Source organism: Xanthomonas sp. WHRI 7065 (assembly GCF_040203115.2).
Taxonomy (GTDB): Bacteria; Pseudomonadota; Gammaproteobacteria; order Xanthomonadales; family Xanthomonadaceae; genus Xanthomonas; species Xanthomonas arboricola.
Genome location: NZ_CP168194.1, coordinates 2,358,293 through 2,384,294, shown reverse-complemented (window position 1 = coordinate 2,384,294; position 26,002 = coordinate 2,358,293). Strand labels below are relative to the sequence as shown.

The following is a 26,002-nucleotide window of genomic DNA, read 5'->3' as shown; positions in this document are numbered from 1 at the left end:
GTGCCTACGCACGCAACGTCGCCGCATCCCGGCCTTGGCTTCACTCCCGCCATTACACGGCAGAGCTGCGCCTAACGCGCCACCAGCCACTGACCGGTACGCGCACCGGCAAACACCAGCGCCAGTCCGGCCACCAGCGTGATGGCCAGGTACACGCCGATCATCGCGGACCGATCCGTGCGTGCGAACACCAGGCATTCCATCATCAACGACGAGAACGTGGTCAGCCCGCCGATCACGCCGACGATCAGCAAGGCCCGCAACGGCCAGCTCGCCGGCCCGCGCGCATCCAGCCAGACCAGCAGCACACCGGCGACGAACGAACCGAGCAGATTCACCGTCAGCGTGCCCCACGGAAATCCGTTACCGAAGCGCTGCAGCAACGAGGCACCGATGGCAAAGCGCAGGCCGGAACCCAGCGCACCGCCGGTCATCGCCAGCAGCAATTGCTGCCACCACACCGGTGCGCTCATGCGCGCACTCCGCAGGCGGCCGAAGGGGGTTTCAACAAGGTGTCATGCATGTCGGCATCATCCGGTTTTCTGAGCAAGAAAAGATGCCGGGGCACAGACCTGCCGCCCCGGCGGGGGTGGGCAGGCATCATCAGCGCGCATGGTGCGTGCGGTTCAAGGAGGAATGCCATCTCCTGTGCGGCCGATTATGCCGTGGGCTTGCCGCCCTTGTCAGCCCGCGCCTGTTCGCGCGCGGCGCGCAGGCGATCGAGCTTTTCCTTGAGCTTGATCTCCAGCCCGCGCGGCACCGGGTTGTAATAGACCCGCTCGCCCATCGCATCCGGAAAGCCGGTCTGGTCCAGCGCGATCCCGCCTTCGGCGTCGTGGTCGTATTGATAGTCCTGCCCGTAGCCCAGCGTCTTCATCAGCTTGGTCGGCGCGTTGCGCAGATGCAGCGGCACCTCCTGCGTGCCGGTGGCGCGCACCTCGGCCTTGGCCTGGTTGAAGGCGGCATAGCCGGCATTGGACTTGGCGGTGCTGGCCAGATACAGCACCAGTTGCGCGAACGCCAGCTCGCCCTCCGGGCTGCCCAGACGCTCGTAGATGTCCCAGGCTTCCAGCGCCATGCTCTGCGCGCGCGGATCGGCCAGGCCGATGTCCTCGATCGCCATGCGGGTCAGCCGCCGCGCCAGATAGGCCGGGTCGCAGCCGCCGTCGAGCATGCGCGTGAGCCAGTACAGCGCGGCATCGGGGTTGGAGCTGCGCACCGATTTGTGCAGCGCCGAAATCTGGTCGTAGAACTGCTCGCCGTTCTTGTCGAAGCGACGCGTGCGGTCGGCCAGCACCTGCAGCAGCGTCTGCGGGGTGATCTCGCCACCCTCGCCGCCTGCCAGTTCCGCGGCGATCTCCAGCAGGGTCAACGCGCGGCGCACGTCGCCGTCGGCCGCGCTGGCAATCTCCAGCAGCGAGGCATCGCTGACCTGGATGCTCTCCTGCCCCAGCCCGCGCTCCGGATCGTGCAGCGCACGTTGCAAGGCCTCGACGATGTCCTGCGGCGAAACGCCTTCCAGCACGTGCACGCGGCAGCGCGACAACAATGCCGAATTCAGTTCGAACGAAGGATTTTCGGTCGTCGCACCGACGAACAGGATCGTGCCGCGCTCGATATGCGGCAGGAACGCATCCTGCTGCGCCTTGTTGAAGCGATGCACCTCATCGACGAACAACACCGTGCGGCGCCCGCCGGCGAAGCGCTGCGCAGCCTCGGCCAGCACCTGGCGCACCTCGGGCAAACCCGACAGCACTGCCGAGATCGCCTTGAATTCGGCGTCGGCGTAATGCGCCAGCAGCAGTGCCAGGGTGGTCTTGCCACAGCCGGGCGGGCCCCACAGGATCATCGAATGCACACGGCCGGATTCCACCGCGCGTCGCAATGCACTGTCGGGCGCGAGCAGTCGCTTCTGCCCGACCATCTCGTCGAGGGTGCGCGGACGCATACGCTCGGCAAGCGGGCGCAGATGCTCGCCGTCTACGCTGAGCAGATCGGCTTCGGGAGTGATGGGGAGCTTGGTTCGTGCCACGCGGCATTGTATCGCGTCAGCCAACGACCTTCTGCGAACACGGCCGTTGGCTGCACGACTCCTGCAAGCAACGGCTTACTGCGCGTCGCCGACCACGTCCACACCCTTGCCCGGCGTGTAGCGGAAGGTGTCGGCCGCGAATGCCGGGTTGCGCTTCCAGCCGCTGAAGCTGATCGCGGTGCGCTGGCCGACCGCATCCACCACTTCCATCCTGGCCAGGCCATCCTTGCCGAACCCCAGCGAGGCCATCTGGAAACTGGCTTCGGTGTCGACCTTGGGCGTCAGCGACAGCCACTGCAGTCCGTCACGTGGCGCCGCTTCTTCGCTGACGTCGTATTGCTTGTCCAGGCGCGCCGGGTCGATCAATGCAACCAGTGGGCTGTTCTGTTCTTCGCTGCCTTGCGCACGCACGGTCACCTGCTCCAGGTCCGGGTCGAACACCCACACCTTCTTGCCGTCGGCCACGATCAGCTGCTTGTAGGGCTTGGCGTATTCCCAACGGAACTGGCGCGGCGCCGACAATGCCACCCGCCCGCTCGCGCGCTCCTTGACCCGGCCGTTGGCATCGGAGACTTGCTGGCTGAACTGCCCGTCCAGGCCTTTCAGGCCGCGCGTGAACGTATCCAGCTCCTGACGCGCACCGGCAAACGCGGTGCCGGCGAACAGAGCGGTGGCGAGAACGGCATAACGGAGCTGGCGATGCATCGCGGTGTTCCAGAAAGGGTATGCGGGAATTCTGATGCTTCATGGATGAATGGGCGAGCGCTATCGCACAAGGCGTTCAGATCGCGGCCGCCGCCAGTCGATTCATCTCACTGCGCCGTCTGCACCCTGGACAGATCGCCGTACACGATCTGCCCGCGAAAGCCGCGCCGCACCTGCTGGTAGAGCTCGCGAAACGCGCGGTAATCCTGCGGCTGACACAGCGCCTGCGGCCCACGTACCGCCGCGCGCTGCAGGCGATGCACCGCCGTCACCGTCTGGCCCTGGTGCGTCCACTCGACCGCGTACTCGCCAGCGGCATTGCGAAAGCGGCTGCTGCGCGGAATCGCGATGATCGGCACCGTCGCCGGGAAGCTCACCACATAGGTCTCTTCGCGCACGCTGTCGTTGCAGTAGAACGGGGTCAGGTTGTCGTCGGCCGAGGTGGTCGTATAGATGCCACGGGTGGATTCGGCACCGGGCATGTCGGGCAAGGTCATGCCGCCGACCACCGAAAAATCCACCGCATCCTCGGCCTGGAACGTGTAGCGATAGTTGAACGGCGCATCCAGATCCAGCGGGTCGCCCTGGACCAACAGATCGCCGGTGCCATCGAAGCCGGACTGCGCAATGATCGACTCCTCGATGCGATTGCGGTTCTGCGCATTGAGCTGCACGAACATCGCACGCAGCCCCACCTCGCCGGTCTGTCCGCTGTCGAGCGTGGTCAGGCCGTGCAGCCCGCCCTGCGGGGTAAAGCGGTACTCGGTACGCGCGACGTAGCGGTTGACCTTGCGGTCGTTGGGCGGGGTATGCGTGACCTTGCCGTCCAGCGTATGCACCACCGGCGCCCCGAGGTCGCCGGCCGGCAACTGGCCGAAGCGCGCATAGGGGTTGGTCGAATCCACATACAGATCGAACGCCGGGATATAGGTGATGGCGTGGTTGAAGCGGCCGAGCACCGGGATCGGCGGCAGCGTCGGCCCGCCTTCGGCGCCGATCAGCACCGGTGTGCTGGCGATGCCCTTGGCCGCCAGCAAGGCTTCCAGGATCACGGTGTGATCCTTGCAGTCGCCATAGTGGTTGGCCAGGATGCTGTCGGCGCTGTTGGGCTCCAGTCCGCCATTGCCCAGGTACACCGCCACATAGCGGATATTGCGCGCCACCCACGCGTACAGCGCAGCGGCCTGCGCCCGCGGCGCGTCGATGCCGCGGGTCACCTCGTCGGCCAGCGACTGGATCGCCGGCGTCACCGCAGCGGCGCGGCCGCCCTTGACGTGATAGGCCAGGCCCATCTGCGCCCAGCTGTCGAAGGTGCTGGCCATCAAGGTGGGGCTGAACTCCCAGGTCGCCGCGCTCCAGTTCTGGTTCTTCATCGGCGTGGTGCGCTGATAGCGCCACTCCCAGCGCGCCTGATCGCCACGCACCACCGGCTTGGTCCCGCCCTGCAAGCCGCGCACCGACAAATGCATCGGCAATGCCTTCGGCGCCACCAGCGTGACCACCGCATCGTCGTATTGCGCGAACACGCTGAAGGTCTCCCACAGGCTGAAATAACCGGGGAAGTACGGGGTGTTCTGCGCACGCCGCACGCGATAGACGATGCGCGCGCCCGGCGCCAGATTCGGGAACACCACCACCTTGACCTTGCGATCGGCATACATCGCCGCCGCCGCGCTGGAATAGCTTTCCTGGGTGTAGATCTTGTCGGACGCCACGTCCTGGCGCAGCCCTTCGGCGGTGACGGTGTAGGCCTGCAGCACCTCCAGGGTTTCCATCTTCTCGCTGTAGCTCAGCCGCACCTGGCTGAACTGCTCCACCGCCGACTTGGTCTTGAGCAGGATCTCGTACTCGTCGGTTTCCACGCTGCTGGCGTCGGCACGCACTTCGTAGTCGGCGCGATAGCGCACGAAGCTATAGTTGGTGTCGGCCTGCGTGCGCGCGGCGGCGGCAGGCGCGACCTGTTGCTCGGCCTGGGCCAGCAACGGCACTGAGATCAGCAGCAGCAACAGCAACACGGAACGACGCAGCATGGGTCTTGATCGCGGCGGGCCGGAGCGGCCCTCGTGCAACAGGGTAGCGGGTGCGCGCCGCAGCGTCAGGCACCGGCCTCCAACATTGCCGCATCTACGCGTCTACGCATACGCATACGCAATCCGAACAAGCCCGGAACGCGGCGCCACCGTCAAGCCGATACGCCCCGCGTTGCTGGCCGCCGATTACTTGGGCGGCGGCGGTGCCAGCACGGTGCGGTCGCCATTGTGCTCGGGCTGGCTGACCACACCGGCCGCTTCCATCGCTTCGATCAGGCGTGCGGCGCGGTTGTAGCCGATCTTCAAGCGCCGCTGCACGCCGGAGATCGAGGCACGCCGGGTTTCGGTGACGATGCGCAAGGCCTCGTCGTACAGGGGGTCGGACTCGTCGCCGCCACCGCCGCTGCTTTCCGGCAAGCCGGTCGCGCCGACCACGGTGCCATCGCCCATGGTCTGCACTTCGTCCAGCACGCCTTCGACATAAGACACCGGCCCGCTGGCCTTGAGGTGCTCGACCACCCGATGCACTTCCTCGTCGCTGACGAAGGCGCCATGCACGCGGTCCGGCAGCGCGGTGCCCGGCGGCAGATACAGCATGTCACCATTGCCCAGCAGCGCTTCGGCGCCGGACTGATCCAGGATGGTGCGCGAGTCGATCTTGGAGCTGACCTGGAACGCCACGCGGGTCGGGATATTGGCCTTGATCAGGCCGGTGATCACGTCCACCGACGGCCGCTGCGTGGCCAGGATCAGATGGATACCGGCCGCACGCGCCTTCTGCGCCAGGCGCGCGATCAGCTCTTCGACCTTCTTGCCGACGATCATCATCATGTCGGCGAATTCGTCGATGAAGATCACGATGAACGGCAGCGTCTCCAGCGGCCGCGGTGCCTCGCCCAGCTCAGGGTTGGGCTTGAACAGCGGGTCCATCATCGGCTGGCCGGCGTCGATGGCGTCCTTGATCTTCTTGTTGAAGCCGGCCAGGTTGCGCACGCCCACCGCGCTCATCAGCTTGTAGCGGCGCTCCATCTCGGCCACGCACCAACGCAGGCCGTTGGCGGCCTCCTTCATGTCGGTGACCACCGGCGCCAGCAGATGCGGGATGCCCTGATAGACGCTCAGTTCGAGCATCTTCGGGTCGATCATCAGCATGCGCAGTTCCTTGTGCGAGGCCTTGAACAGCAGGCTCAGCACCATCGCATTGACCGCCACCGACTTGCCCGAGCCAGTGGTACCGGCCACCAACAAGTGCGGCATGCGCGCCAGGTCGGCCACCGTCGGGCGCCCGGCAATGTCCTTGCCCAGGGCCAGCGTCAGCGGGCTGGCCGACTTGTCATATTCCTTGGAGCGCAGCAGCTCGGACAGGAAGATCATCTCGCGGGTGACGTTGGGGATCTCCAGGCCGACCACCGACTTGCCCGGGATCACGTCGACCACGCGCACCGACTTGACCGACAGCCCGCGCGCGATGTCCTTGTCCAGCGAGCTGATCTGGCTGACCTTGATGCCGGGCGCCGGCTCGATCTCGAAGCGGGTGATCACCGGGCCCGGATAGGCCCCCACCACCTGCGCCTCGATGCGGAAATCCTTGAGCTTGAACTCGATCTGCCGCGACAGCGTCTCCAGCGTCTCTTCCGAATACCCCTTGGCCTGCGGCTTGGGGTCGTCCAGCAGGGCCAGCGGCGGCAGGTCGGAGCCGTCGGTGCTCACGCCCTGGAACATCGGGATCTGGGTATCGCGCTTGGCGCGCTCGCTCTTCTCCACCACCGGTGCCGGCGGCGGCTCGATCTTGACCGGCTCGCGCTTGGCCTGCTTGACCGCATCGACCTTGCGCACTTCCTCGCGCTCTTCGCGCATCACGCGGGTCTGCTGCCACTCGGTGGCCTGATGGGTCTTGCGCTGCATCAGTGGCCCCAGCGCCAGCACCCAGGTGCCGATGCGCTCCATCACCGCGAACCACGACAGGCCAGTGGCGAGGGTGATCGACACCAGCAGCAGCACCAGCACGAACAGGTTGGCGCCCAAGGCCCCGAACCCGGCGCTCAGCGAATTGCTGACCAATCGCCCCAGGATCCCGCCGGCGGCGGCCACGTCGCCGTTGAACAGGCGCAGATGCAGGAAGCCGGTCGAGGCGATCAGGAAACCCACCATGCCGACCAGCCGCAATGCCGGCCCCAGATCGGCCTCGGCCTGCCCTTCCTTGTCCATGCCGAACAAGGCGATCCAGGCCACCGCGCCCAGCACCACCGGCAGCAGGAAGGCCACATAACCGAACAGCTGCAGCAGCACGTCGGCCGTCCAGGCGCCGACGCGGCCGCCCATGTTGTGCACCGGCGCCACCACGCTGCCGGTCTGCGACCAGCCTGGATCGGCGCTCGAATAGGTGAACAGGCTGGCCAGCAGATACAGCAGCAGCGGCGCCACCGCGATCAATGCCAGATCGCGCCAGAGCTTTTGCCGACGCGGATTGTCCGCCACCGCTGTCTTGCGCGAGGACGTCTTGCCCTCAGCGGGCTTGCTGCGTTCGGGAACCTGCTTTGCCACCTGTAGCCAGACCTTAGAAAAATGCTGTTAGTGGTTGATAATAAACGACTGAGGCCACGGTTTCAGCTGTTGCATGAGCATCGCCTGCCCGGGCATGCGATGGTCAACAAAAAACGCCGCACGGGGCGGCGTCGATTACGCGTACTGGGTGGACCATGCCATCTGCGGTTCAAGCAGTTCCATCGCGCCGCCTTGATTCACCGGGTGGGGACCGCCACTCTATGCCGCCACAGGGGCGCGAATTCACTCGCCTGCCCTGCCAATTCCTAGATCGCGAGTATACATGAGCGCCTCTTCTGCCAGTCCCGCCAAGCATTCCCGCCTGTTGATCCTGGGCTCCGGCCCGGCCGGCTGGACCGCCGCGGTCTACGCCGCCCGCGCCAACCTCAAGCCGGTGGTGATCACCGGCCTGCAGCAAGGCGGCCAGCTGATGACCACCACCGAAGTCGACAACTGGCCGGGCGACCCCCACGGCCTGATGGGCCCGGACCTGATGAGCCGCATGCAGGCGCATGCCGAGCGCTTCGAGACCGAGGTGATCTTCGACCACATCCACACCGCCGACCTGTCGCAGCGCCCGTTCCGGCTGACCGGCGACGGTGCCGAATACACCTGCGACGCACTGATCATCTCCACCGGCGCCACCGCCAAGTACCTGGGCATCCCCAGCGAGGAAGCCTTCAAGGGCCGCGGCGTGTCCGCCTGCGCCACCTGCGATGGGTTCTTCTACAAGGACCAGGACGTGGTGGTGGTCGGCGGCGGCAATACCGCGGTCGAAGAAGCGCTGTACCTGTCCAACATCGCCCGCAAGGTCTACCTGGTGCACCGCCGCGACACGCTGCGCGCCGAAAAGATCATGCAGGACAAGCTGTTCGCCAAGGTCGCCGCCGGCAAGATCGAAACCGTCTGGCACCACGCCATCGATGAAGTGCTGGGCAACGATGCCGGCGTCACCGGCGTGCGGGTCAAGTCCACCCTCGACGGCAGCACCCGCGAGATCGTCGCGCACGGCTTCTTCGTTGCCATCGGCCATCACCCCAACACGCAACTGTTCGACGGCCAGCTGGCGATGAACAATGGCTACCTGGAAATCCGCTCCGGCCTCAACGGCGCGGCGACCGAGACTTCGGTGGCCGGCGTGTTCGCGGCCGGCGACGTCGCCGACCAGCACTACCGTCAGGCGATCACCTCGGCCGGCTTCGGCTGCATGGCCGCGCTGGATGCCGAGCGCTACCTCGACAAGAGCGCCTGAGGTGGCTGCTGACCGCCGGCCGCGCCGCGCGGGCAGCGCCGATACCAGCGGGCCGTGCGCATGAGCGTCACCGCCCGCTGGTGCCGCCGGCTGGACGAGCTTCCGGCCGGTGCCTGGGACGCGCTGCACGACGGCGCGCACCCATTCATTTCTTACGCGTTCCTGGAAGGCCTGGAGCAGGAGGGCTGCCTGCGCCCGGACTGGGGCTGGAACCCGCTGCACCTGACGCTATGGGATGGCGACACGCTGGTCGCCGCCGCGCCGGGATACCTGAAGAACAACTCGCATGGCGAGTTCGTGTTCGACCACGCCTGGGCGCACGCCTACGCGCGCTACGGGCAGGAGTACTTCCCCAAGTGGCTGTGCGGGGTGCCCTACTCGCCAGTGACCGGCCCTCGCCTGCTGGGCGCACCGCGCTGGCGCCCGCAGTTGCTCGCGGCGATGCGCACGCTGGTGGAGCGCAGCGGGCTGTCGTCGGCGCACGTCAACTTCCACCCGGCCGACGAAGATGCCGCGTTCGACGCCGACTGGCTGGAGCGCAACGATCTGCAGTACCACTGGCACAACGCCAGCGGCTGGAGCGATTTCGAAAGCTTCCTGGCGGCGATGGATCACAAGCGGCGCAAGAACATCCGCCAGGAGCGCGCCAAGGTGCAGCGGGCCGGCGTGCAGTTGCGCGTGGTGCATGGCGATGAAGCCAGCGACGCCGACCTGGAGGCGATGTATGGCTTCTATCTCAAGACCTTCAATGAATACGGCAACTCGCCTGCGCTGACGCCGGAGTTCCTGCATCACCTGGCCCGCCACCTGCCCCGTGAGCTGGTGATGTTTCTGGCCGAGCTGGATGGGCAACCGATCGCCGGCGCGCTCTGCCTGCGCGGGCGCGACACGTTGTACGGGCGTTACTGGGGCGGCGAAGCCCTTCCGGGGCTGCATTTTGAAACCTGCTACTACCAGGGCATCGAATACTGCCTGCGCGAGGGCCTGGCCCGCTTCGAGCCCGGCGCGCAAGGCGAGCACAAGATCGCGCGCGGCTTTCTGCCGACGCTGGTCCGCAGCCGTCACTGGATCGCCGATCCCGGCTTCCGCGAGCCGCTGGCGCAATGGTGCGCCGACGAGCGCCAGGCGGTGGCCCGGCATGCACGCGAGCTGTCCGAGCACAGCCCGTTTCGCGACTGAGCCTGGCGGCTGCGACGTAGGGCGTAGCCGCCGCTGATCGCCGGCCGGGCGTCTTGGGGACGTCGGAGCAAGGCGGCCAAATCCACCCAGAGAACACTCGTCTGGCGAGTTCGAACTACGCGCCCAGCATCGCGGTGCTTGCGGACGCATGCCGCAAAGCATGTCGACCACACACGCGGTTCGTCGCGTGCCGGCGATGGTCAACACCCTGGGAGCACCTGTACGACACGCTCTACACTGCACGCATGTCCCGCGCCCTTCCCTACCTGCTGGCGGCCGATCCGGCCGCCCCGTTTCCGCCGGCCGAGTCCGCGTTGCGCGAGCCGGACGGCCTGCTCGCCATCGGTGGCGACCTGTCGCCGCAGCGCCTGCTCAACGCCTATGCCAGTGGCGTGTTTCCCTGGTTCTCGGAAGGCCAGCCGATCCTGTGGTGGAGCCCGGACCCGCGCACGGTGTTTCGTACCGATGGCGTGCGCCTGTCCTCGCGCTTCCGTCGCCAGCTGCGCAGCAGCCACTGGATCGTGCGCGCCGATACCGCCTTCGCGCAGGTGATCGATGCCTGCGCGTCGATTCCGCGTGCCGGCCAGGATGGCACCTGGATCACCACGCCGATGCAGCAGGCCTACATCGAACTGCATCGATTGGGCCATGCGCATTCGCTGGAGGTGTTCGATGGCACGTGCCTGGTGGGCGGCATCTACGGCGTGGCGATCGGCCAGATGTTCTTCGGCGAGAGCATGTTCAGTGCCGACAGCGGCGGCTCCAAGGTGGCACTGGCGGCGCTGGCCGCGCATCTGCACTCCCGCGGGTGGCCATTGCTCGATGCGCAGGTGGAGAATCCGCACCTGATGCGCCTGGGCGCGCAACGCCTGCCACGTGCAGAATTCCTGCAGCAGGTGCGGCTGCAGGTCGACCGGGCGGCGGCACCCGGCAGTTGGTCCGAGCGCTACGGCGAGCGGCCTGCCAGCGCGCTCGCTGAAGTCCGCTTAACATAAAATTTGCACCGCGGGGAGATGGCGCGTAAAATGCTGTCCCTTACGGCCCTCCCGGGCCAGCCGTGATTGCACAGGATTACATGTCGAAAGACGACTCCATTGAATTCGAAGGCAGCGTCAGCGAGACGCTCCCCAACACCACGTTCCGGGTCAAGCTGGAAAACGGGCATGAAATCATCGCCCATATCTCCGGCCGCATGCGCAAGAACTACATCCGCATCCTGACCGGCGACCGGGTCAAAGTTGAGATGACTCCCTACGACCTGACCAAGGGTCGTATTACCTACCGCATGAAGTAAGCGGTTCTGGTGTGAGACGCGAGGCGGCCAATGGCCGCTTTTTGTCGTGCCCGAGATTTGCGGATCTGGTAGCGGTGATCCGGCGGTGTCGGCTTGCTTCTGCCCTTCACTTGCACCTTGCCTCCGGCGCTTGCGCCTCGATCGCTACCCCGCCCAAGCTCCGGAAGCGCGCTGTCGTTGTTCCTCGCGAGCCGCGACCGCCGCTCGGCTTCTACGCCCCCTCCACTCGGGCCACACGTTCTGAGAGCATAAAAAAACCGCTCTTTCGAGCGGTTTTTTCGTTTCAGGACCGCAAGGCGATCAGTCGACCGTTGCCGGTAGCAGACGCTCCGGTTCCGGGTGCGCTTCCACCACCAGTTCGCCATCCTTGACGTCGATATTGACCCGGCCGCCTTCCATCAGCTTGCCGAACAACAGTTCGTCGGCCAACGGACGCTTGATCTTCTCCTGGATCACGCGCGACATCGGACGCGCACCCATCAGCGGATCGAAGCCGTGCTGGGCCAGCCAGTCGCGCGCAGTCGGGGTGGCCGACAGCGAGACGTGCTTTTCCTGCAACAGCATTTCCAGCTCGATGATGAACTTGTCCACCACCCGCAGGATATGGTCGAAGCCCAGCGGCTGGAACTGCACGATCGCATCCAGGCGGTTGCGGAACTCGGGCGTGAAGCCGCGACGGATCGACTCCATCGCATCGGTGGAGTGATCCTGCTTGGTGAAGCCGATCGACCGCCGCGAGGCCTGGGTGGCACCGGCATTGGTCGTCATCACCAGGATCACGTTCTTGAAGTTCGCCTCGCGCCCGTTGGTGTCGGTGAGGATGCCGCGATCCATGACCTGCAACAGGATGTTGAAGATATCCGGATGCGCCTTCTCCACCTCGTCCAGCAGCAGCACGCAGTGCGGTGTCTTGACGACCTTCTCGGTCAGCAAACCACCCTGATCGAAGCCGACATAGCCCGGAGGCGCACCGATCAGGCGGCTGATCGAATGCGCTTCCATGTACTCGGACATATCGAAGCGCACCAGCTCGATCCCCAGCTGCAGCGCAAGCTGCTTGGTGACCTCGGTCTTGCCGACGCCGGTGGGGCCGGCGAACAGGAAGTTGCCGATCGGCTTTTCCGGATTGGCCAGGCCCGAACGCGCGAGCTTGATCGAACCGGCCAGCGTCTCGATTGCCGGGTTCTGGCCGAAGATCACCATCTTCAGATTGCGCTCCAGATGCTGCAGCACGTCCTTGTCGGTCGCGCTGACCTGCTTGGCCGGAATCCGCGCCATCTTGGCGACGATGGTCTCGATCTCCTCGATGTCGATCAGCTCCTTGCGCTTGCCTTCCGGCAGCAGACGCTGACGCGCACCGGCCTCGTCGATCACATCGATCGCCTTGTCCGGCAGCAGGCGGTCGCCGATGTGCTTGACCGACAGGTCCACGGCCGCCTGCAGTGCGTCATCGGCATAGGTCACGCCGTGGTGCGCTTCGTACTTGGGCTTGAGGCCCTGCAGGATCTCGAAGGTCTCGCCCACGGTCGGCTCGACGATGTCGATCTTCTGGAAGCGGCGTGCCAGCGCACGGTCCTTTTCGAAGATGCCGCGGTATTCCTGGAACGTGGTCGAGCCGATGCAGCGCAGCTCGCCAGACGACAGCGCCGGCTTGATCAGATTGGACGCATCCATGGTGCCGCCCGACGCAGAACCCGCACCGATGATGGTGTGGATCTCGTCGATGAACAGCACCGCGTTGGGCACCTTCTTCAGCGCCGCCAGCACGCCCTTGAGGCGCTTTTCGAAGTCGCCACGGTACTTGGTGCCGGCCACCAGCGCGCCCAGGTCCAGCGAGAAGATCACTGCATCGGCCAGTACCTCCGGCACGTCGTTGTCGACGATGCGCTTGGCCAGACCTTCGGCAATCGCGGTCTTGCCCACGCCGGCCTCGCCCACGTACAGCGGGTTGTTCTTGCGGCGGCGGCACAGCACCTGGATGGTGCGCTCGATTTCATCGCCACGGCCGACCAACGGGTCGATCTTGCCGTTACGGGCCTGCTCGTTGAGATTGGTGGCGAACTCGGCCAGCGCATCGCCCTTGGCCTCGCCCTCCCCGCCCTCGCTCTTGGGCTCGCCATCGGAGGCAGACGGCTGCTCGCCGTCTTCGCCCAGCTTGGCAATGCCATGCGAGAGATAATTGACGATATCCAGACGGGTGATGTCCTGCTGGTTCAGGAAGTACACCGCGTGCGAATCCTTCTCGCCGAAGATCGCGACCAGCACGTTGGCGCCGGTGACTTCCTTCTTGCCCGAGGATTGCACGTGATAGACCGCACGCTGCAGCACACGCTGGAAGCCCAGGGTGGGCTGGGTGTCGCGGCCATCGTCTTCGGCCAGGCGCGAGACCGAGGCCTCGATCGCCTGCTCCAGATCGTTGTGCAAACGCACCTGGTCGGCGCCGCAGGCCTTGAGGACGGCCTGGGCAGACGGGTTGTCCAGCAGCGAGAGCAGCAGGTGCTCGACGGTCATGAACTCATGACGCGCCTCGCGTGCTCGCTTGTAGCACTGGCCGATGGTTTGCTCTAGGTCTTTGCTGAACATTGGTAACTCCGAACGGCTGTTGCCAACAATATGCGGCTTTTGTTGGGATTTACCACAACCCTATCGGATAGGCATGTTCAGACGGCGTTAGCATGTGATTGCAGCCACAGTGTTGCGCTGCTGGAATGATCGGATTGACGCCTCAGGTCTGTTCCATCGTGCACAGCAGCGGGTGCTGGTTCATGCGCGAGAATTCGTTGACCTGCGCCACCTTGGACTCGGCGACTTCGCGGCTGTAGACCCCGCAGACGCCGCGTCCACGGGTATGGACATGCAGCATGACCTGCGTGGCCCGTTCCAGATCGAGGTTGAAAAACTGCTGCAGCACCGTCACCACGAAGTCCATCGGGGTGTAGTCGTCGTTCAGCAAAAGCACCTGATAACGCGGCGGTGGCGCCACTTCAGGCTTGCTGGCTTCGACGGTGAGGCCGTGATCGTGTTCGTGTGAGGTCTTACGAGGCATCCGGGCATTATACGGTTCATCGCCGCACGCATTGGACGATTTACGCCGCGCCCCGCACAATTTGTCTCCGATTCCATGGCTGGCCCTTGATGACCGATTCCCTGACCGCGCGGTTGCTGGCGCCGTCGTTCACTGCCGACTTGTCCAGCTCCGTGCACCTTGCCGGGTCGCAGCGCCGCTTGACCCGGCTTCAAACTGTACGGTTCGCCGGTAGCGCGAGCGCGGCCCCGATGATGCAGGACCTGCGGCGATGAGCGCTTCCGACCAACGCTGGCATCCGGATGTCACCGTGGCAACCGTGGTGGTGCGCGACGGGCGCTTCCTGCAGGTCGAAGAGACCATCGGCGGCAAGCTGTTGTTGAACCAGCCTGCCGGGCACCTGGAACCGGACGAGAGCCTGCTCGATGCGGCGGTGCGCGAGACGCTGGAAGAGACCGGCTGGGATGTCCGCCTGACCCACTTCATCGGCACCTATCAGTGGGTCGCGCCGATTGGCCAATGCTTCCTGCGGTTTGCGTTTGTGGCCGAGGCCGTGACCCACCATCCCGAGCGCAGCCTGGATACCGGCGTGGTGCGCGCGTTGTGGATGACGCCGGACGAATTGCGCAGCGCGAGCGAGCGCCTGCGCAGCCCGCTGGTGTGGGAGGTGGTGGCCGACTATCTGGCCGGCCAGCGCCATCCCTTGGCCTTGGTGCGGCACGTCGCATGAGTACGCCGCGGATCGTTGTCGGTGTCTCCGGCGGTGTGGATTCGTCGGTGGCGGCCTGGCGGTTGGCCCAGCAGGGCGAGTCGATCGCAGGGCTGTTCATGCAGAACTGGGCCGACGACGGCAGCGGCGATTGCCGCGCCGAGGACGACCGCCGCGATGCGGTGGCGGTGTGCGGGGGGCTGGGCATCCCGTTCCACTTCCGCGATTTTTCCGGCGAATACTGGAGCGGCGTGTTCGAGCACTTCCTGGCCGAATACGCGGCCGGGCGCACGCCGAACCCGGACGTGCTGTGCAACCGCGAGGTCAAGTTCAAGCATTTTCTGGATGCGGCCCAGGCGCTGGGCGCCGAGCGCATCGCCACCGGCCACTATGCGCGGGTGGCGCACAGCGGCGGGCGCTGGCGCCTGCTGCGCGGCGCCGACCGCAGCAAGGACCAGAGCTATTTCCTGCATCAGCTGGGACAGACGCAACTGGCCGCGACGCTGTTTCCGATCGGCGATATGGAAAAAAGCACGCTGCGCCGGGTCGCCCAGGACGCCGGTCTGCCGACCCATGCCAAGAAGGATTCCACCGGCATCTGCTTCATCGGCGAGCGCGATTTCCGCGAGTTTCTGGGCCGTTACCTGCCCGCGCGCAGCGGCGAGATCCGCGACCCGCAGGGGCAGCGCATCGCCGAGCATCCGGGGGTGTTCTATTTCACCCTGGGTCAGCGCGAAGGCCTGAACATCGGTGGCGTACGTGGGCGTGCCGCCGCGCCGTGGTACGTGGTCGGCAAGGATGTGGCGAGCAACGTGCTGTATGTGGACCAGGACCGCGACAGCCCGCTGCTGCAATCGCGCTGGCTGCAGTCCGAGCAGGCCCATTGGGTCACCGGGGCGCCGCCGGCGCGCAGCTTCGGCTGCACCGCACAGACACGTTACCGGCAGCCCGACGAGCCGTGCACGGTGGAGGTGCAGGACGATGGCAGCGTGCAGGTGCGTTTCGAGCGGCCGCAGCGGGCGGTGACGCCCGGGCAGTCGCTGGTGCTGTACGACGGCGAGGAATGCCTGGGTGGCGCAGTCATTGCCGCCACCGATGCGCCGCTGGAACGCCAACTGGCGGGATCTTCTTTTTCACCTGAGGTAGTGGCTTGATGAGTTCTTCCATGGATCACCGCGTGCTGGCGCTTGCCGGCGTCGCCCAGGCCCTGCAACAGGTGCGGCGGATCGCCGAAACCGGGCATTCGGAGGCTGCGACGGTGCGTACCGCCATGGACAGCGTGTTCCGGGTGGATGCGTCCTCGCCGGAGGCCGTGTATGGCTCGCCAGCGGACCTGGCGCCGGGCCTGCGGCTGTTGCACAACTATTTCCACAACCAGGGCCAGGACGAGGTCCTGCCGCGGCTGGCGCTGGCAGTGCTGCAGCTGGAGCGCCGCTTCGTGCGCGACACCGCCACCGTGGCCACGGTCTCCAATGGCATCGAGGCAGCGGCGCGGCAGGCACACAGCCTGGGCGACAGCGGCCATCCTGACGTGCTGAGTTCGCTGGGCGGGCTGTATGCGCAGACCATCAGCCACCTGCGCCCCAAGGTCATGGTGCAGGGCAATCCGCATTACCTGGGCCAGGCCGGCGTGGTTGCGGAAATCCGCGCGCTGCTGCTGGCCGCGGTCCGCTCGGCCGTGTTGTGGCGGCAGATGGGTGGCAGCCTGTGGGATTTCCTGTTTGCCAAGCGCGCAATGATCGAAGCGGTGGACCGCGCGCTGCGCTAAAGCACTGACGATTCCGGTGTGCTAGACGATTCCGGTGTGCTACACGCGCTAGCGGTCGCTGGCGCGTGTCAACAAAGCTTGAACGGGCGAGACGATGTGGCGATCGTCGCTAAAGACAAAGGGGGTACGGCCGATACAGCAACCGTGACTCTGCCGAGAACGCCCATGTATTCACGTCCACTTATCCGTCTGGCCGCCCCTTTGGCCCTGACCTTGCTGTTTCCCTTCGCTGTCGGATTCGACTGGCCCGCTTCGGTGCGCTGGGCGATCCTGGCGACCATGACGCTCAGCTGGCTCGGTTTCGCTGCCTGGGTGACCTACTCCCAGTTCCGGCGTAATCCGGACCAGACCCGCATCCTGCGCGAGCAGGATCAACTGCTCAACGAACTGCGTACGTTCGTCAGCAACGAAGTCGACGGTTCGCGCTCGGAAGTCGAGCGTGCCCGCGAACTGATCCGCCAGGCCGTGTCCGGTCTTGGTGGCAGCTTCGAAGCGATGAACCGCAAGTCGCGCCAGCAAAGCCAGGCATTGGCCCGCATCGTCGACCGTGCCGGTGACGACGGCAGCGCCGGTGTCGACGTCGCCCGCTTCGCCCAGCACGCCAGCTCCCGCATGGAGCAACTGGTGGAAGCGCTGGAACAGGTGAGCGGCCAAAGCACCAACACCGTGCACCACATCGACGAGATGGCCCAGCACCTGGATGGCATCTTCGCGCTGCTGGAAGACGTCAAGTCGATCGCCGACCAGACCAACCTGCTGGCCTTGAATGCCGCCATCGAAGCAGCCCGTGCCGGTGAAGCCGGTCGCGGCTTCGCGGTGGTCGCCGACGAGGTGCGCAACCTGTCCGAGCGTTCTACCACCTTCAACGAACAGATCCGCAAGCTGGCGCACAGCTCCAAGGAATCGATCGCCAAGGTGCGTGAAACGGTCTCGCAGCTGGCCTCGCGTCACATGGATCGCTCCCGCGAAGCCCGCCACGAATCGGCCGCGATGCTGGAGAACGTCGCGCAGATCAACGCCTCACTGGGCGACGGCATGCGCGAAATCTCCGAATGTGCGCGCTCCATCGACGGTAGCGTGGCCGAAGCGGTGCGTGCCCTGCAGTTCGAGGACATCGCCACGCAGACGCTGAGCGGTATCCATACCCACCTCGATCGCCTCACCGCGATCAACCGTGAGGCGGTGGCGCTGCAGGAACTGCTGCATCGCAATGGCGGCGTGTACGACAGCGATCTGGTCGCCGCGCTGGCCAAGGTGTCCAACCGCCTGCGCGACATGCGTGTGGAATGGGAGCGCCCGCCGCACAAGCCGGTGGCGCAGCAAGGCATGGGCGCCGGTACGGTCGAGCTGTTCTAAGACCGATGCCACGCACTGTCTGATTTCCGACATTCCCCGGCCTTCCGGGGATTTGTCGTTCCGCAACAATCTGGTATTCCGCTGATGACGCTCCTTGCCCCGCCCACCGATGCACCCACGGCCGTGCTGGAATCAGCCGCGCTGGCGGCTGCACACGCCCAGCGCATTGCGCAAAGCGACGCTGCCCGGCCCGCGCTGCGCAGCGTGCGCATGCCGGCCGCGCTGGAACGGCTGGAGCGTGCCGCGCGTGCGGAAGTGCAGGCAATGCAGAACCCGCGCCGCAGCTGCAGCGAAGAAGAACTGCTGTTCGCGACCGTGGCCTGGGACCTGGGCCTGGATGGCGCCGCTGTCGACGTATCCGGACGCTGACGTTTTTGTGCGACAGCGGGGCGTGCCTCGGCAGGCGCCCCGCTGGCTGTATCCACTGCCCGACCCTTGGCGCTTGTGCATCAGGCCATGCCACCCGGCGTGGCGCCGAACAGGCAATGCCGTGCGATTGCAGCACCAGGGTGAGGTCTCCCCTGCCCGTCTGCTCGAGTACTTCCACGACATAACGCAACACTTCGATCGGATGATCTGCGGCCTGGCTGCGGGGTCCTTGCTTGCCTACCGTCGCTGGTCACGCCCTGAACCCGTTCCTGAAGTCTCTTAAGCGACATCCATGCCGCACAAGGTCCCGCGATGGTGAGCGGACTGCACCGGCACGACGCTACTTTTGCCCAGAATCGCGGCGTGTACCTTTTCGGTCGTCCGGCGGGTGATGGATCAGGTGTAGAGCGCCTGGCCTTGCAGGTTGGCTGCGGGGCCCTTGCCCGCCCACCATCGCAGGACACGCCGCAAGTACGTCCTTGTAGGCTCCTACGCGGCATCCATGCCGCGTAAGGTCCCGCGACGGTGGGCGGACAAGGACCAGTCGAGATAGTCGGTGCGTGTGGTGCAAGCGACGCGTGACGGGAATTGCATGGATCGCCGTATAGACGATCAGATCCCCGTCGCAAATTGAGCAGCAGAAAAGCATTCAAAATGCAGCCCACAGGCTTTCCATGCTCCTAGCCCAAGCCGAGCAACGGACAAGCTTTCGAGAAAGCAGCCGAGCAACTTCCTGGTGCGGTGTCCTTACCGGTTGCGAGACCCTTGGCGGCATGGATGCCGCCAAGGAGCCTCCATGGATGGATTCACGGCGTGCCCCGCAAGTAGCGAGGGCATCGCGCCCTCGACTCACTGAGTTTTTGACCGGCGCATTTCAACAGCCGGGCGGGCGACGCCTGGCATTGCGACAGCTTGCGTCAGCTGGCGATGACCAGGCGCGCGCCTAGGCGCATGCCGGCTTCGGCTTCGCGCAACCACTGCGCCATGTCGCGCGGCGACAGCGGCCGCGAATAGAAGTAGCCCTGGATTTCGTCACAGCCCTGCTGGCGCAGCAATGCGTCTTCCTGCACCGTTTCCACGCCTTCGGCGACCACCTGCATGCCTAGCGCATGGCCCAGATGCACGATGGCCTGGGTCACTTCGGCGGTGTTGGCGTCGTCGAGCATGCCTTGCACGAAGCTGCGGTCGATCTTCAGACGCTGCACCGGGAAGCGGTTGAGGTAATGCAGGTTGGAGAAGCCGGTACCGAAGTCGTCCACCGCCAACAGCACACCATTCTGTTCGAACAGCTCGAAGCAGCGGCGCAGCGAGTCGGAATCGCGGATCAAGGCCGATTCGGTCAATTCCAGTTCCAGGCGCGATGGCGACCAGCCGTTGTCGCGGCAGATTTCCAGTACGCGCTCTGCAAAGCCGCGCTCGCGCAACTGCACCGCAGAGACGTTGACCGCGATGCGGCTGAAATTGAGCCCGGCGCGGTCCCAGACCACGGCCTGGCGGCAGGCCTCGCCGATCACCCATTCGCCCAGGCGCACGATCTCGCCGCACTCCTCGGCAATCGGAATGAACTCGACCGGGCTGCACTGGCCATGGCCGGGGCGATTCCAGCGCATCAGCGCTTCGATCGCCGGCGAGGATTCACCCACCGTGTTGACCAGCGGCTGATAGACCAGGGTGAATTCTTCGCGTTCCAGCGCACCTTGCAGCGCGTGTTCCAGCTCCAGGCGGCGCTGGGCGCGCATCAGCACGTCCTGGCTGTAGTAATGGAAGGTGTTGCGGCCCGATTCCTTGGCTGCATACATCGCCGCATCGGCGGCGCGCAGCAGGCTGTCGAAATCCGACAGGCCTTCTCCTTGCAGCGCGATGCCGATGCTGGCACCGAGCTTGAGGGTGACGTGGTCCTTGCGCAGCGGCTCGCCGAGCGCGCTGATCAGCTTGCGCGCAACATGGCCGGCGTCTTCCGGTTCGGAGAGATCGCGCAGCAGCACGATAAATTCGTCGTCGCTGAAGCGGCCGAACAGGTCGCTGTTGCGCAGATGCTGGTGCAGACGCGCAGAGGCCAGTTTGAGCAGATTGTCGCCGGTGGCGTGACCGAAGGAATCGTTGATGCTCTTGAAGCCATCCAGATCGATCAGCAGCATCGCCAGCACCTGGCCACGCTCGTGCGCTTCGCGGATCGCATTCTCTGCCTGCTCGCGCAGCAGGAAGCGGTTCGGCAGACCGGTCAGGCGATCGTAATGGGCCAGCAGCTCGATGCGCTCGTTGGCTTCGCGTTCGCGGGTGACGTCGCGGAACAAGGCGACGAAACGCGGCGGCAGGCCTTCGCGACGGTCCAGCTCGATCAGCACCTGTACCCAGATCCGCTGGCCGGAGTTGCGGTAGAAACACAGCTCCAGCTGTTCGGGCAGGCCGCCGTCGGAGATACGCAGCAGCGCCGCCTCGAAGGCGTCGCGCGAGTCCTGCGTGTATAGCGACAGCGCCTGCTCCAGGGTGATGTTTTCCTTGCGCAGGCCGTGGATGCGGTAGCACTCCTCGGTCCACTGCATGCGCCGGGTGTCGACCTCGATCTCGCAGCCGCCGATCTTGCCCAGCGCAGACACGCGGTTGAGCAGCTCGGTACGCCAGCGGATCAATGCATCGGTCTGGCGCTGCTCGGTGACGTTCTGCAACTGGCCGAGCAAACGCACCATGCTGCCGTTGCCATCGAACACCGGCTGCGCCCAGACCCGCAGGTGATGCGGATTGACGTCGCCAAGCCCATTGATTTCCAGCTCGAAATGCACCGGCAGGCCTTCGTGCTTGATCTTGCGCCAGGCGCTGCGCAAATGCGCAACCGACGGCCGGCCCAGCAGGCGCAGGATGTCGCGAATGCCCTGCAGGCGCTGCTGGGTCACGCCGAGCTGTTGCAGGAAATCCGGCGACACCCACAGCGCGTCCTTGAGCGTGTCCCAGCTCCAGCTGCCCATGCTGGCGATGCGCTGGGCCTCTTCGAGCTGGGCCTGCTGCTCGCGCAGCTGCTGCTCGAGCAACTTGTGGTGGTGCACATCGGTATGCGTGCCGACCATGCGCAGCGGGCGGCCGTCGGCGGTCCGCGACACCACGCGGCCGCGATCCAGGATCCAGCGCCACTGGCCGTCGTGCTGACGCAGACGGAATTCGGCTGTATAGGTATCGGTGCGCCCGTCCAGGTGCGCCTGCACGGCAGCACTGACCAGCGCATGGTCGTCGGGATGGATCAGCCCGGACAACGCGGTGAGATTGTTCGGCAGCGGCTGCTCGGAATAACCGAGCATGCGGGTCCAGCGCTCGGAGCGGTAGACCACATCGGCTGGAATGTCCCAGTCCCACAGTCCGTGATCGGCACTGTCCAGGCCCATTTCCCAGCGGCTGGTACCGTCGGCGCCCATCGGCTCGGGAATGCTCAGGGTGAAGGCCATGACCTGGCCGTGTTCGTCGCTGACCGCGCGCAGCCAGCCTTCCAGACGCCCGCCACCGGTACCCGGCAGCACGCAGGCGGCCATGCCGCCGCTATTGGCCACCTGGACGCGACTGCTTTCCAGGACTTCGGCATAGGCGCCAAGGGTGGACGGCAATCCCAGCGATTGCGCAACGCGGTTGGCCGCCAGAGGCTGGCCATGCGCATCCAACAACACCACCGCCGAGGTCAGCGGGTGCTGCAGCATGCTTGCAATGACGCCTGAGTCCACTCTGGAACACTCCGAAGAATCGACCCCGGCCTTCGGAGTCGCAATGGATAACGGCCGTTTCCTGGATTAGTTGAGGCGCGTGTTTCGGGCCCGACCGAACCGGGACGAGTTGCGGCTAAGATGGTTGCATCGCCAGCACCAAAGGTCGTCCGCGGACCCATGCCTCATCCTGTCGCCGCGCCCGCGTTTTCGTCCGCTCCCGTGTCCCGTCTTCGCCTCGCCGAGCGCCTGCAACAAGGTCTGTGGACCCTGACCGGGCTGTATTTGCTGGTCGGAGTGATCTGGCTGCTGCTGGGCAACCGGTTGCTGCACCTGGCCGGCGCCGCCATGCCGGAGCGCTGGTCGGACGCCAGCTTCCTGCTGGTGTCGAGCGTGGTGATCCACCTGGTGCTGCGCCGTTTCGTGGCGCTGATCGTGGAAGAGCACGCGCAACTGGCGCAATCGGAGGCGGTGCTGCAGGCCAAGTTCCTGGCCCTGCCCAGCCCGGCGCTGATCTACGACCTGGCCACGCTGCGCATCCTGGATGCCAACCCGGCAGCGCTGGAATTCTTCGGCTGGGAGCGCGACGAATTCCTGCAGCAGACGCTGCAGGCGATCTGGCCCAACGCCGACGGCGCGCGCCTGGAGGAAATCATTGCCCAGATCCGCGCCAAGGGCGACGCCACCTGCACCCTGCACGAGGATCTGCTGACCCGCAGCGGCCCGCGCCATGTCGAGATCCGCAGCAACCAGCTGCATCTGGCCAGCGGCCCTGCCCGCCTGGTAGTCACCGTGGACCGCAGCGAGGAACGCCAGGCGCAGCATCTGCGCGACGAGGCGCTGCAGCGGCTGGAAGAGGCGCAGAGCATCGCGCGGCTCGGCTCATGGCAGCTGGATCGGGCGACCGGATTGGGGCGCTACTCGCCGGCGGTGTACCGCCTGCTCGGCCGCAGCGTGCCGATGCATCGGCGCGAGCATCGGCTGGAAGAACTGTTGACCGCCTCGGACACCGCCACCCAGGCGCGGATCGAACGCATGATCGAGGACATGTGCACCGGTGGCGAAGTGCAGATCGACGTGTTGCTGCCGCTGACCGGCGGCGATTCGCAGCCGCGCACCGTGCATCTGCGCGCCGAAAGCGTCACCAACCCGAACGGCGCCCGGCATATCCATGGCACGCTGCAGGACGTCAGCGAGCGCGAGCAGTCGCGCCGCTTGCTGCGCGAGCGCGAGGAGCAGTTCCGCGAGCTGGTCAGGGTGCTGCCCGATGGCGTGCTGATCCTGGCCGACGAGCACGTGATGTATGCCAATGCCGCCGGTTCTGTGCAGTTCGGTTTCCAGGGCGAAACCATCCTGGGCGAGCCGCTGCAGACGCTGGTCGGCGACAGCGATCTGCCGGTGGTGCGCGAGTACCTGCGCGCGGGCAGCGATCGCAATGAGCCGGTGTCCAGCGCACGGGCGATGCGCCGTCGCGATGGCAGCACCTTCTATGCCGGCCTGTCGGCCGGCGATATCCGCTACGGCGGACGCAGCTGCAAGTTGTTGGTGGTGCGCGACCTGAGCGAACCCGAACGCATGCGCGATGCGCTGGCCGAGAGCAATGCCGAGTTGCAGGCTATGGCCAAGCGCCTGTTCTCGCTGCAGGAAGACGAACGCCGCGCGATCTCGCGCGATCTGCACGACGACATCGGCCAGGCCATAACGGCAATGAAGCTGTCCGCGCATGCGGCGCTGGACGAGCCCGATCCTGACGCGCGCCGCGAAGACCTGCTGGAAGTGGTGTCGCTGGCCGACAGCACCGTGACCAAGCTGCGTAACCTGTCGATGCTGTTGCGTCCGCCGCAGTTGGATGCGCTGGGCCTGGAAGCGGCGCTGCGCTGGCAGGCCTCGATGTTGTTTCGCGCATCGCCGGTGCGGCTGGAGCTGGATATCCAGGCACTGGACGTGCGCCCGGGCAACGAGATCGAGCAGGCGTGTTTCCGGATTGCGCAGGAAAGCCTGACCAACGCGCTGCGCCACGCCTGCGCCGGCGAAGTGCACATGCGGCTGTACTCGATCGACAGCGAAAGCTTCCGCCTGGAAGTCAGCGATGACGGCGATGGCTTCGAACCGGAAGGCCCGCGTGGGCTCGGGCTGATCGTGATGCGTGAGCGTGCGCAAACCGTCGGCGGTGCGCTCGCGATAGAATCAGCACCCGGAGCAGGCACGCGCGTGACGTTGCGCCTGCCCTATCACCCGGTCGGCGAGCCCGTCCACGACGATGGTGGACGTTAAGTCATGTGGAGCCCCGTAATCCCGCCCGGACTGGAAATCGTCAAACCCACCCGCCTGGGCGCGGGCAATCCCGAACTGCTGCATCTGGTGGACGCTGCCGCATCCGGCGGGCCGCCATTGATGGTGTTCCACATCGATATCGATCACTTCGCCTCGATCAACGAGAACATGAGCGCCGAAGTCGGCGATCAGGCGTTGACGCTGGTGGCGCGCCGGCTGCAGGATTTTCTCGGCACGCGCGGCAAGTTGTGGCGTCATGGCAGCGATGAAATGGTGGTGGTGGCGGTGCGTCGCGAAGACACCCCGCTGCCGGAGGATTTTGCCGAAGAGATCCGCCAGCAGCTGGAACTGCCGCTGTCGGTGCTGCCGTACACCTTGTTCATGACCGGCAAGGTCGGCATCAGCCTGTGCCCGGAACACTCGACCTCGCTGTCGATCCTGCTCGACTACGCCGAAGAAGCCAGCTACCAGGCCGCACGCGAAGGCGGCAACACGGTGCGGCTGTACACGCGCAACTCGACCACCAATGCGCATAGCGAAAGCATCATTGCGCGGCAGATCGTCGATGCGATCCCGCATGGCGAACTGCGGCTGCGCTACCAGCCGCTGGTGAGCGCACGCGACGGCCGCATCGTCGGCATGGAAGCGCTGCTGCGCTGGCAGTCGCCCACCCTGGGCATGCTGGTGCCGGAGCGCTTCATGCGCACCGCCGAGCGCCTGGGGGTGATCGTGCAGATCGGCGAATGGGTGCTGCAGAACGCGGTGCGCCAGGCGCGGCTATGGCGCGACCAGGGCTTTGACGATTTCAGCATCGCGGTCAACGTCTCCACGCTGCAGCTGTTGCGCCCGGGTTTCTTCAACGAAGTGATGGCGATGCTGCAGACCGCCGGCGTGCCGGCGCAGTTCGTCACGCTGGAGATCAACGAAAGCGCGTTGACCAACAACGTCAACTTCGTCCACGAGACGATGGCCAACCTGCGCAACGAAGGCATCAGCCTGAGCCTGGACAACTTCGGTACCGGCGATTCCAGCCTGAGCGCGCTGGTACGCTATCCGGTGGACCGGCTGAAGATCGATCGCAGCTTCATCAAGAGCGCGCCGGCCGGCAGCCGTGAGGCGGCGATTGCGCGCGCGATCATCGCGATGGGCCACCAGCTCGGCATGACAGTGATCGCCAACGGCGTGGAATCGCAGGCGCAACTGGGCTTTTTGCGGCGCAACGATTGCGATATTTTCCAGGGCTATCTGTTCGGCGAACCGATGTCAGCCGAGTCGGCCGGCATGGCGTTACGCCGCCGCTACCTGCGCCCGGAATCGTTCGCCGAAAGCCGCCCGGACCGCACGCTGCTGCTGCTGGACGACGAAGAAAACGTGCTGCGCTCGCTGGTGCGCCTGTTCCGCCGCGATGGCTACCGCATCCTGGCCGCCGGCAACGTGCGCGACGCCTTCGACCTGCTCGCCACCAACGACGTGCAGGTGATCCTGTCGGACCAGCGCATGAGCGACATGAGCGGCACCGAGTTCCTGGGCCGGGTCAAGATGCTCTACCCCGATACCGTGCGCCTGGTGCTGTCCGGCTACACCGACCTGGCCACGGTCACCGAAGCGATCAACCGCGGCGCGATCTACCGCTTCCTGACCAAGCCCTGGAACGACGACGAGCTGCGCGAGCACATTCGTCAGGCATTTCGCACGCATGATGAGCTGCGTAACGGCCGGGAATAGGGAATCGGGAATGGAGAATTGGTAGAGCAGATCTGTACCGCTTGATTCTCCGCGTGC

19 protein-coding genes and 1 riboswitch are annotated in these 26,002 nt (G+C 65.7%); of the genes, 11 read left to right on the top strand and 8 right to left on the bottom strand.

The window, feature by feature from the left end; genetic code table 11:
* Positions 1 to 71 precede the first annotated feature (71 nt).
* The 5 genes from crcB to ABQY64_RS10200 form a co-directional block, all read right to left on the bottom strand.
* Positions 72 to 473: a fluoride efflux transporter CrcB gene (gene crcB / locus ABQY64_RS10220; RefSeq protein WP_104595149.1), complete on the bottom strand. Its 402-nt coding sequence runs from the start codon at positions 471 to 473 to the stop codon at positions 72 to 74.
* 114 nt (positions 474 to 587) lie between these two features.
* Positions 588 to 656, bottom strand: a riboswitch (Fluoride riboswitch).
* 2 nt (positions 657 to 658) lie between these two features.
* Positions 659 to 1,948: a replication-associated recombination protein A gene (locus ABQY64_RS10215; RefSeq protein ID WP_230582134.1), complete on the bottom strand. Its 1,290-nt coding sequence runs from the start codon at positions 1,946 to 1,948 to the stop codon at positions 659 to 661.
* Between the two features lie 159 nt (positions 1,949 to 2,107).
* Positions 2,108 to 2,737: an outer membrane lipoprotein chaperone LolA gene (lolA, locus tag ABQY64_RS10210; protein ID WP_016901760.1), complete on the bottom strand. Its 630-nt coding sequence runs from the start codon at positions 2,735 to 2,737 to the stop codon at positions 2,108 to 2,110.
* A 107-nt stretch (positions 2,738 to 2,844) separates the two neighbouring features.
* Complete coding sequence (locus ABQY64_RS10205) at positions 2,845 to 4,767, bottom strand: DUF3857 and transglutaminase domain-containing protein (RefSeq protein WP_349780479.1); 1,923 nt, start codon at positions 4,765 to 4,767, stop codon at positions 2,845 to 2,847.
* Positions 4,768 to 4,953: 186 nt separating this feature from the next.
* Positions 4,954 to 7,311: a DNA translocase FtsK gene (locus ABQY64_RS10200; RefSeq protein WP_039521532.1), complete on the bottom strand. Its 2,358-nt coding sequence runs from the start codon at positions 7,309 to 7,311 to the stop codon at positions 4,954 to 4,956.
* Positions 7,312 to 7,594: 283 nt separating this feature from the next.
* On the opposite strand from ABQY64_RS10200, the gene trxB reads away from it, so the two are divergent.
* The 4 genes from trxB to infA all read left to right on the top strand — a co-directional run bounded on the left by trxB (position 7,595) and on the right by infA (position 11,036).
* Complete coding sequence (gene trxB / locus ABQY64_RS10195) at positions 7,595 to 8,563, top strand: thioredoxin-disulfide reductase (RefSeq protein ID WP_016901755.1); 969 nt, start codon at positions 7,595 to 7,597, stop codon at positions 8,561 to 8,563.
* Positions 8,564 to 8,623: 60 nt separating this feature from the next.
* On the top strand, positions 8,624 to 9,742 hold the full coding sequence (locus ABQY64_RS10190; protein WP_349780478.1) for a GNAT family N-acetyltransferase: 1,119 nt from the start codon (positions 8,624 to 8,626) through the stop codon (positions 9,740 to 9,742).
* A gap of 245 nt (positions 9,743 to 9,987) precedes the next feature.
* Positions 9,988 to 10,737 (top strand): leucyl/phenylalanyl-tRNA--protein transferase, encoded by a 750-nt coding sequence (gene aat / locus ABQY64_RS10185; protein WP_349780477.1) that lies wholly within the window; start codon positions 9,988 to 9,990, stop codon positions 10,735 to 10,737.
* Between the two features lie 80 nt (positions 10,738 to 10,817).
* Entirely contained in the window at positions 10,818 to 11,036 is a 219-nt protein-coding gene (infA, locus tag ABQY64_RS10180; protein WP_002813418.1) for a translation initiation factor IF-1, read from the top strand.
* Between the two features lie 300 nt (positions 11,037 to 11,336).
* On the opposite strand, the gene clpA is transcribed toward infA, so the two are convergent.
* A complete protein-coding gene (gene clpA / locus ABQY64_RS10175) occupies positions 11,337 to 13,619 on the bottom strand; it encodes an ATP-dependent Clp protease ATP-binding subunit ClpA (protein ID WP_349780476.1) in 2,283 nt (760 codons plus the stop codon).
* Positions 13,620 to 13,761: 142 nt separating this feature from the next.
* The gene (gene clpS / locus ABQY64_RS10170) at positions 13,762 to 14,082 is read right to left on the bottom strand and encodes an ATP-dependent Clp protease adapter ClpS (protein ID WP_016901748.1); all 321 of its coding nucleotides are present in this window, start codon (positions 14,080 to 14,082) and stop codon (positions 13,762 to 13,764) included.
* Between the two features lie 250 nt (positions 14,083 to 14,332).
* Here clpS and ABQY64_RS10165 point away from each other — a divergent pair, with 250 nt between their 5' ends.
* The 5 genes from ABQY64_RS10165 to ABQY64_RS10145 all read left to right on the top strand — a co-directional run bounded on the left by ABQY64_RS10165 (position 14,333) and on the right by ABQY64_RS10145 (position 18,263).
* The gene (locus ABQY64_RS10165) at positions 14,333 to 14,791 is read left to right on the top strand and encodes an NUDIX hydrolase (RefSeq protein ID WP_349780475.1); all 459 of its coding nucleotides are present in this window, start codon (positions 14,333 to 14,335) and stop codon (positions 14,789 to 14,791) included.
* A complete protein-coding gene (mnmA, locus tag ABQY64_RS10160) occupies positions 14,788 to 15,924 on the top strand; it encodes a tRNA 2-thiouridine(34) synthase MnmA (RefSeq protein WP_349780474.1) in 1,137 nt (378 codons plus the stop codon). The genes ABQY64_RS10165 and mnmA overlap by 4 nt, the downstream gene beginning before the upstream one ends.
* Positions 15,924 to 16,538, top strand: a complete 615-nt coding sequence (gene hflD / locus ABQY64_RS10155; protein ID WP_024940108.1) for a high frequency lysogenization protein HflD — start codon at positions 15,924 to 15,926, stop codon at positions 16,536 to 16,538. Before mnmA ends, hflD begins: the two co-directional genes overlap by 1 nt.
* A gap of 78 nt (positions 16,539 to 16,616) precedes the next feature.
* Entirely contained in the window at positions 16,617 to 17,894 is a 1,278-nt protein-coding gene (locus tag ABQY64_RS10150; protein WP_172454375.1) for a methyl-accepting chemotaxis protein, read from the top strand.
* Between the two features lie 84 nt (positions 17,895 to 17,978).
* A complete protein-coding gene (locus tag ABQY64_RS10145) occupies positions 17,979 to 18,263 on the top strand; it encodes a hypothetical protein (RefSeq protein WP_047125391.1) in 285 nt (94 codons plus the stop codon).
* 917 nt (positions 18,264 to 19,180) lie between these two features.
* Here the strand turns inward: ABQY64_RS10145 and ABQY64_RS10140 are convergent.
* Complete coding sequence (locus ABQY64_RS10140) at positions 19,181 to 21,967, bottom strand: EAL domain-containing protein (protein WP_180971231.1); 2,787 nt, start codon at positions 21,965 to 21,967, stop codon at positions 19,181 to 19,183.
* A gap of 120 nt (positions 21,968 to 22,087) precedes the next feature.
* Here ABQY64_RS10140 and ABQY64_RS10135 point away from each other — a divergent pair, with 120 nt between their 5' ends.
* Together ABQY64_RS10135 and ABQY64_RS10130 are read left to right on the top strand one after the other, a co-directional pair.
* Complete coding sequence (locus ABQY64_RS10135) at positions 22,088 to 24,220, top strand: PAS domain S-box protein (protein ID WP_039521515.1); 2,133 nt, start codon at positions 22,088 to 22,090, stop codon at positions 24,218 to 24,220.
* A 3-nt stretch (positions 24,221 to 24,223) separates the two neighbouring features.
* Positions 24,224 to 25,945 (top strand): EAL domain-containing protein, encoded by a 1,722-nt coding sequence (locus tag ABQY64_RS10130; RefSeq protein ID WP_016901733.1) that lies wholly within the window; start codon positions 24,224 to 24,226, stop codon positions 25,943 to 25,945.
* Positions 25,946 to 26,002: the final 57 nt, after the last annotated feature.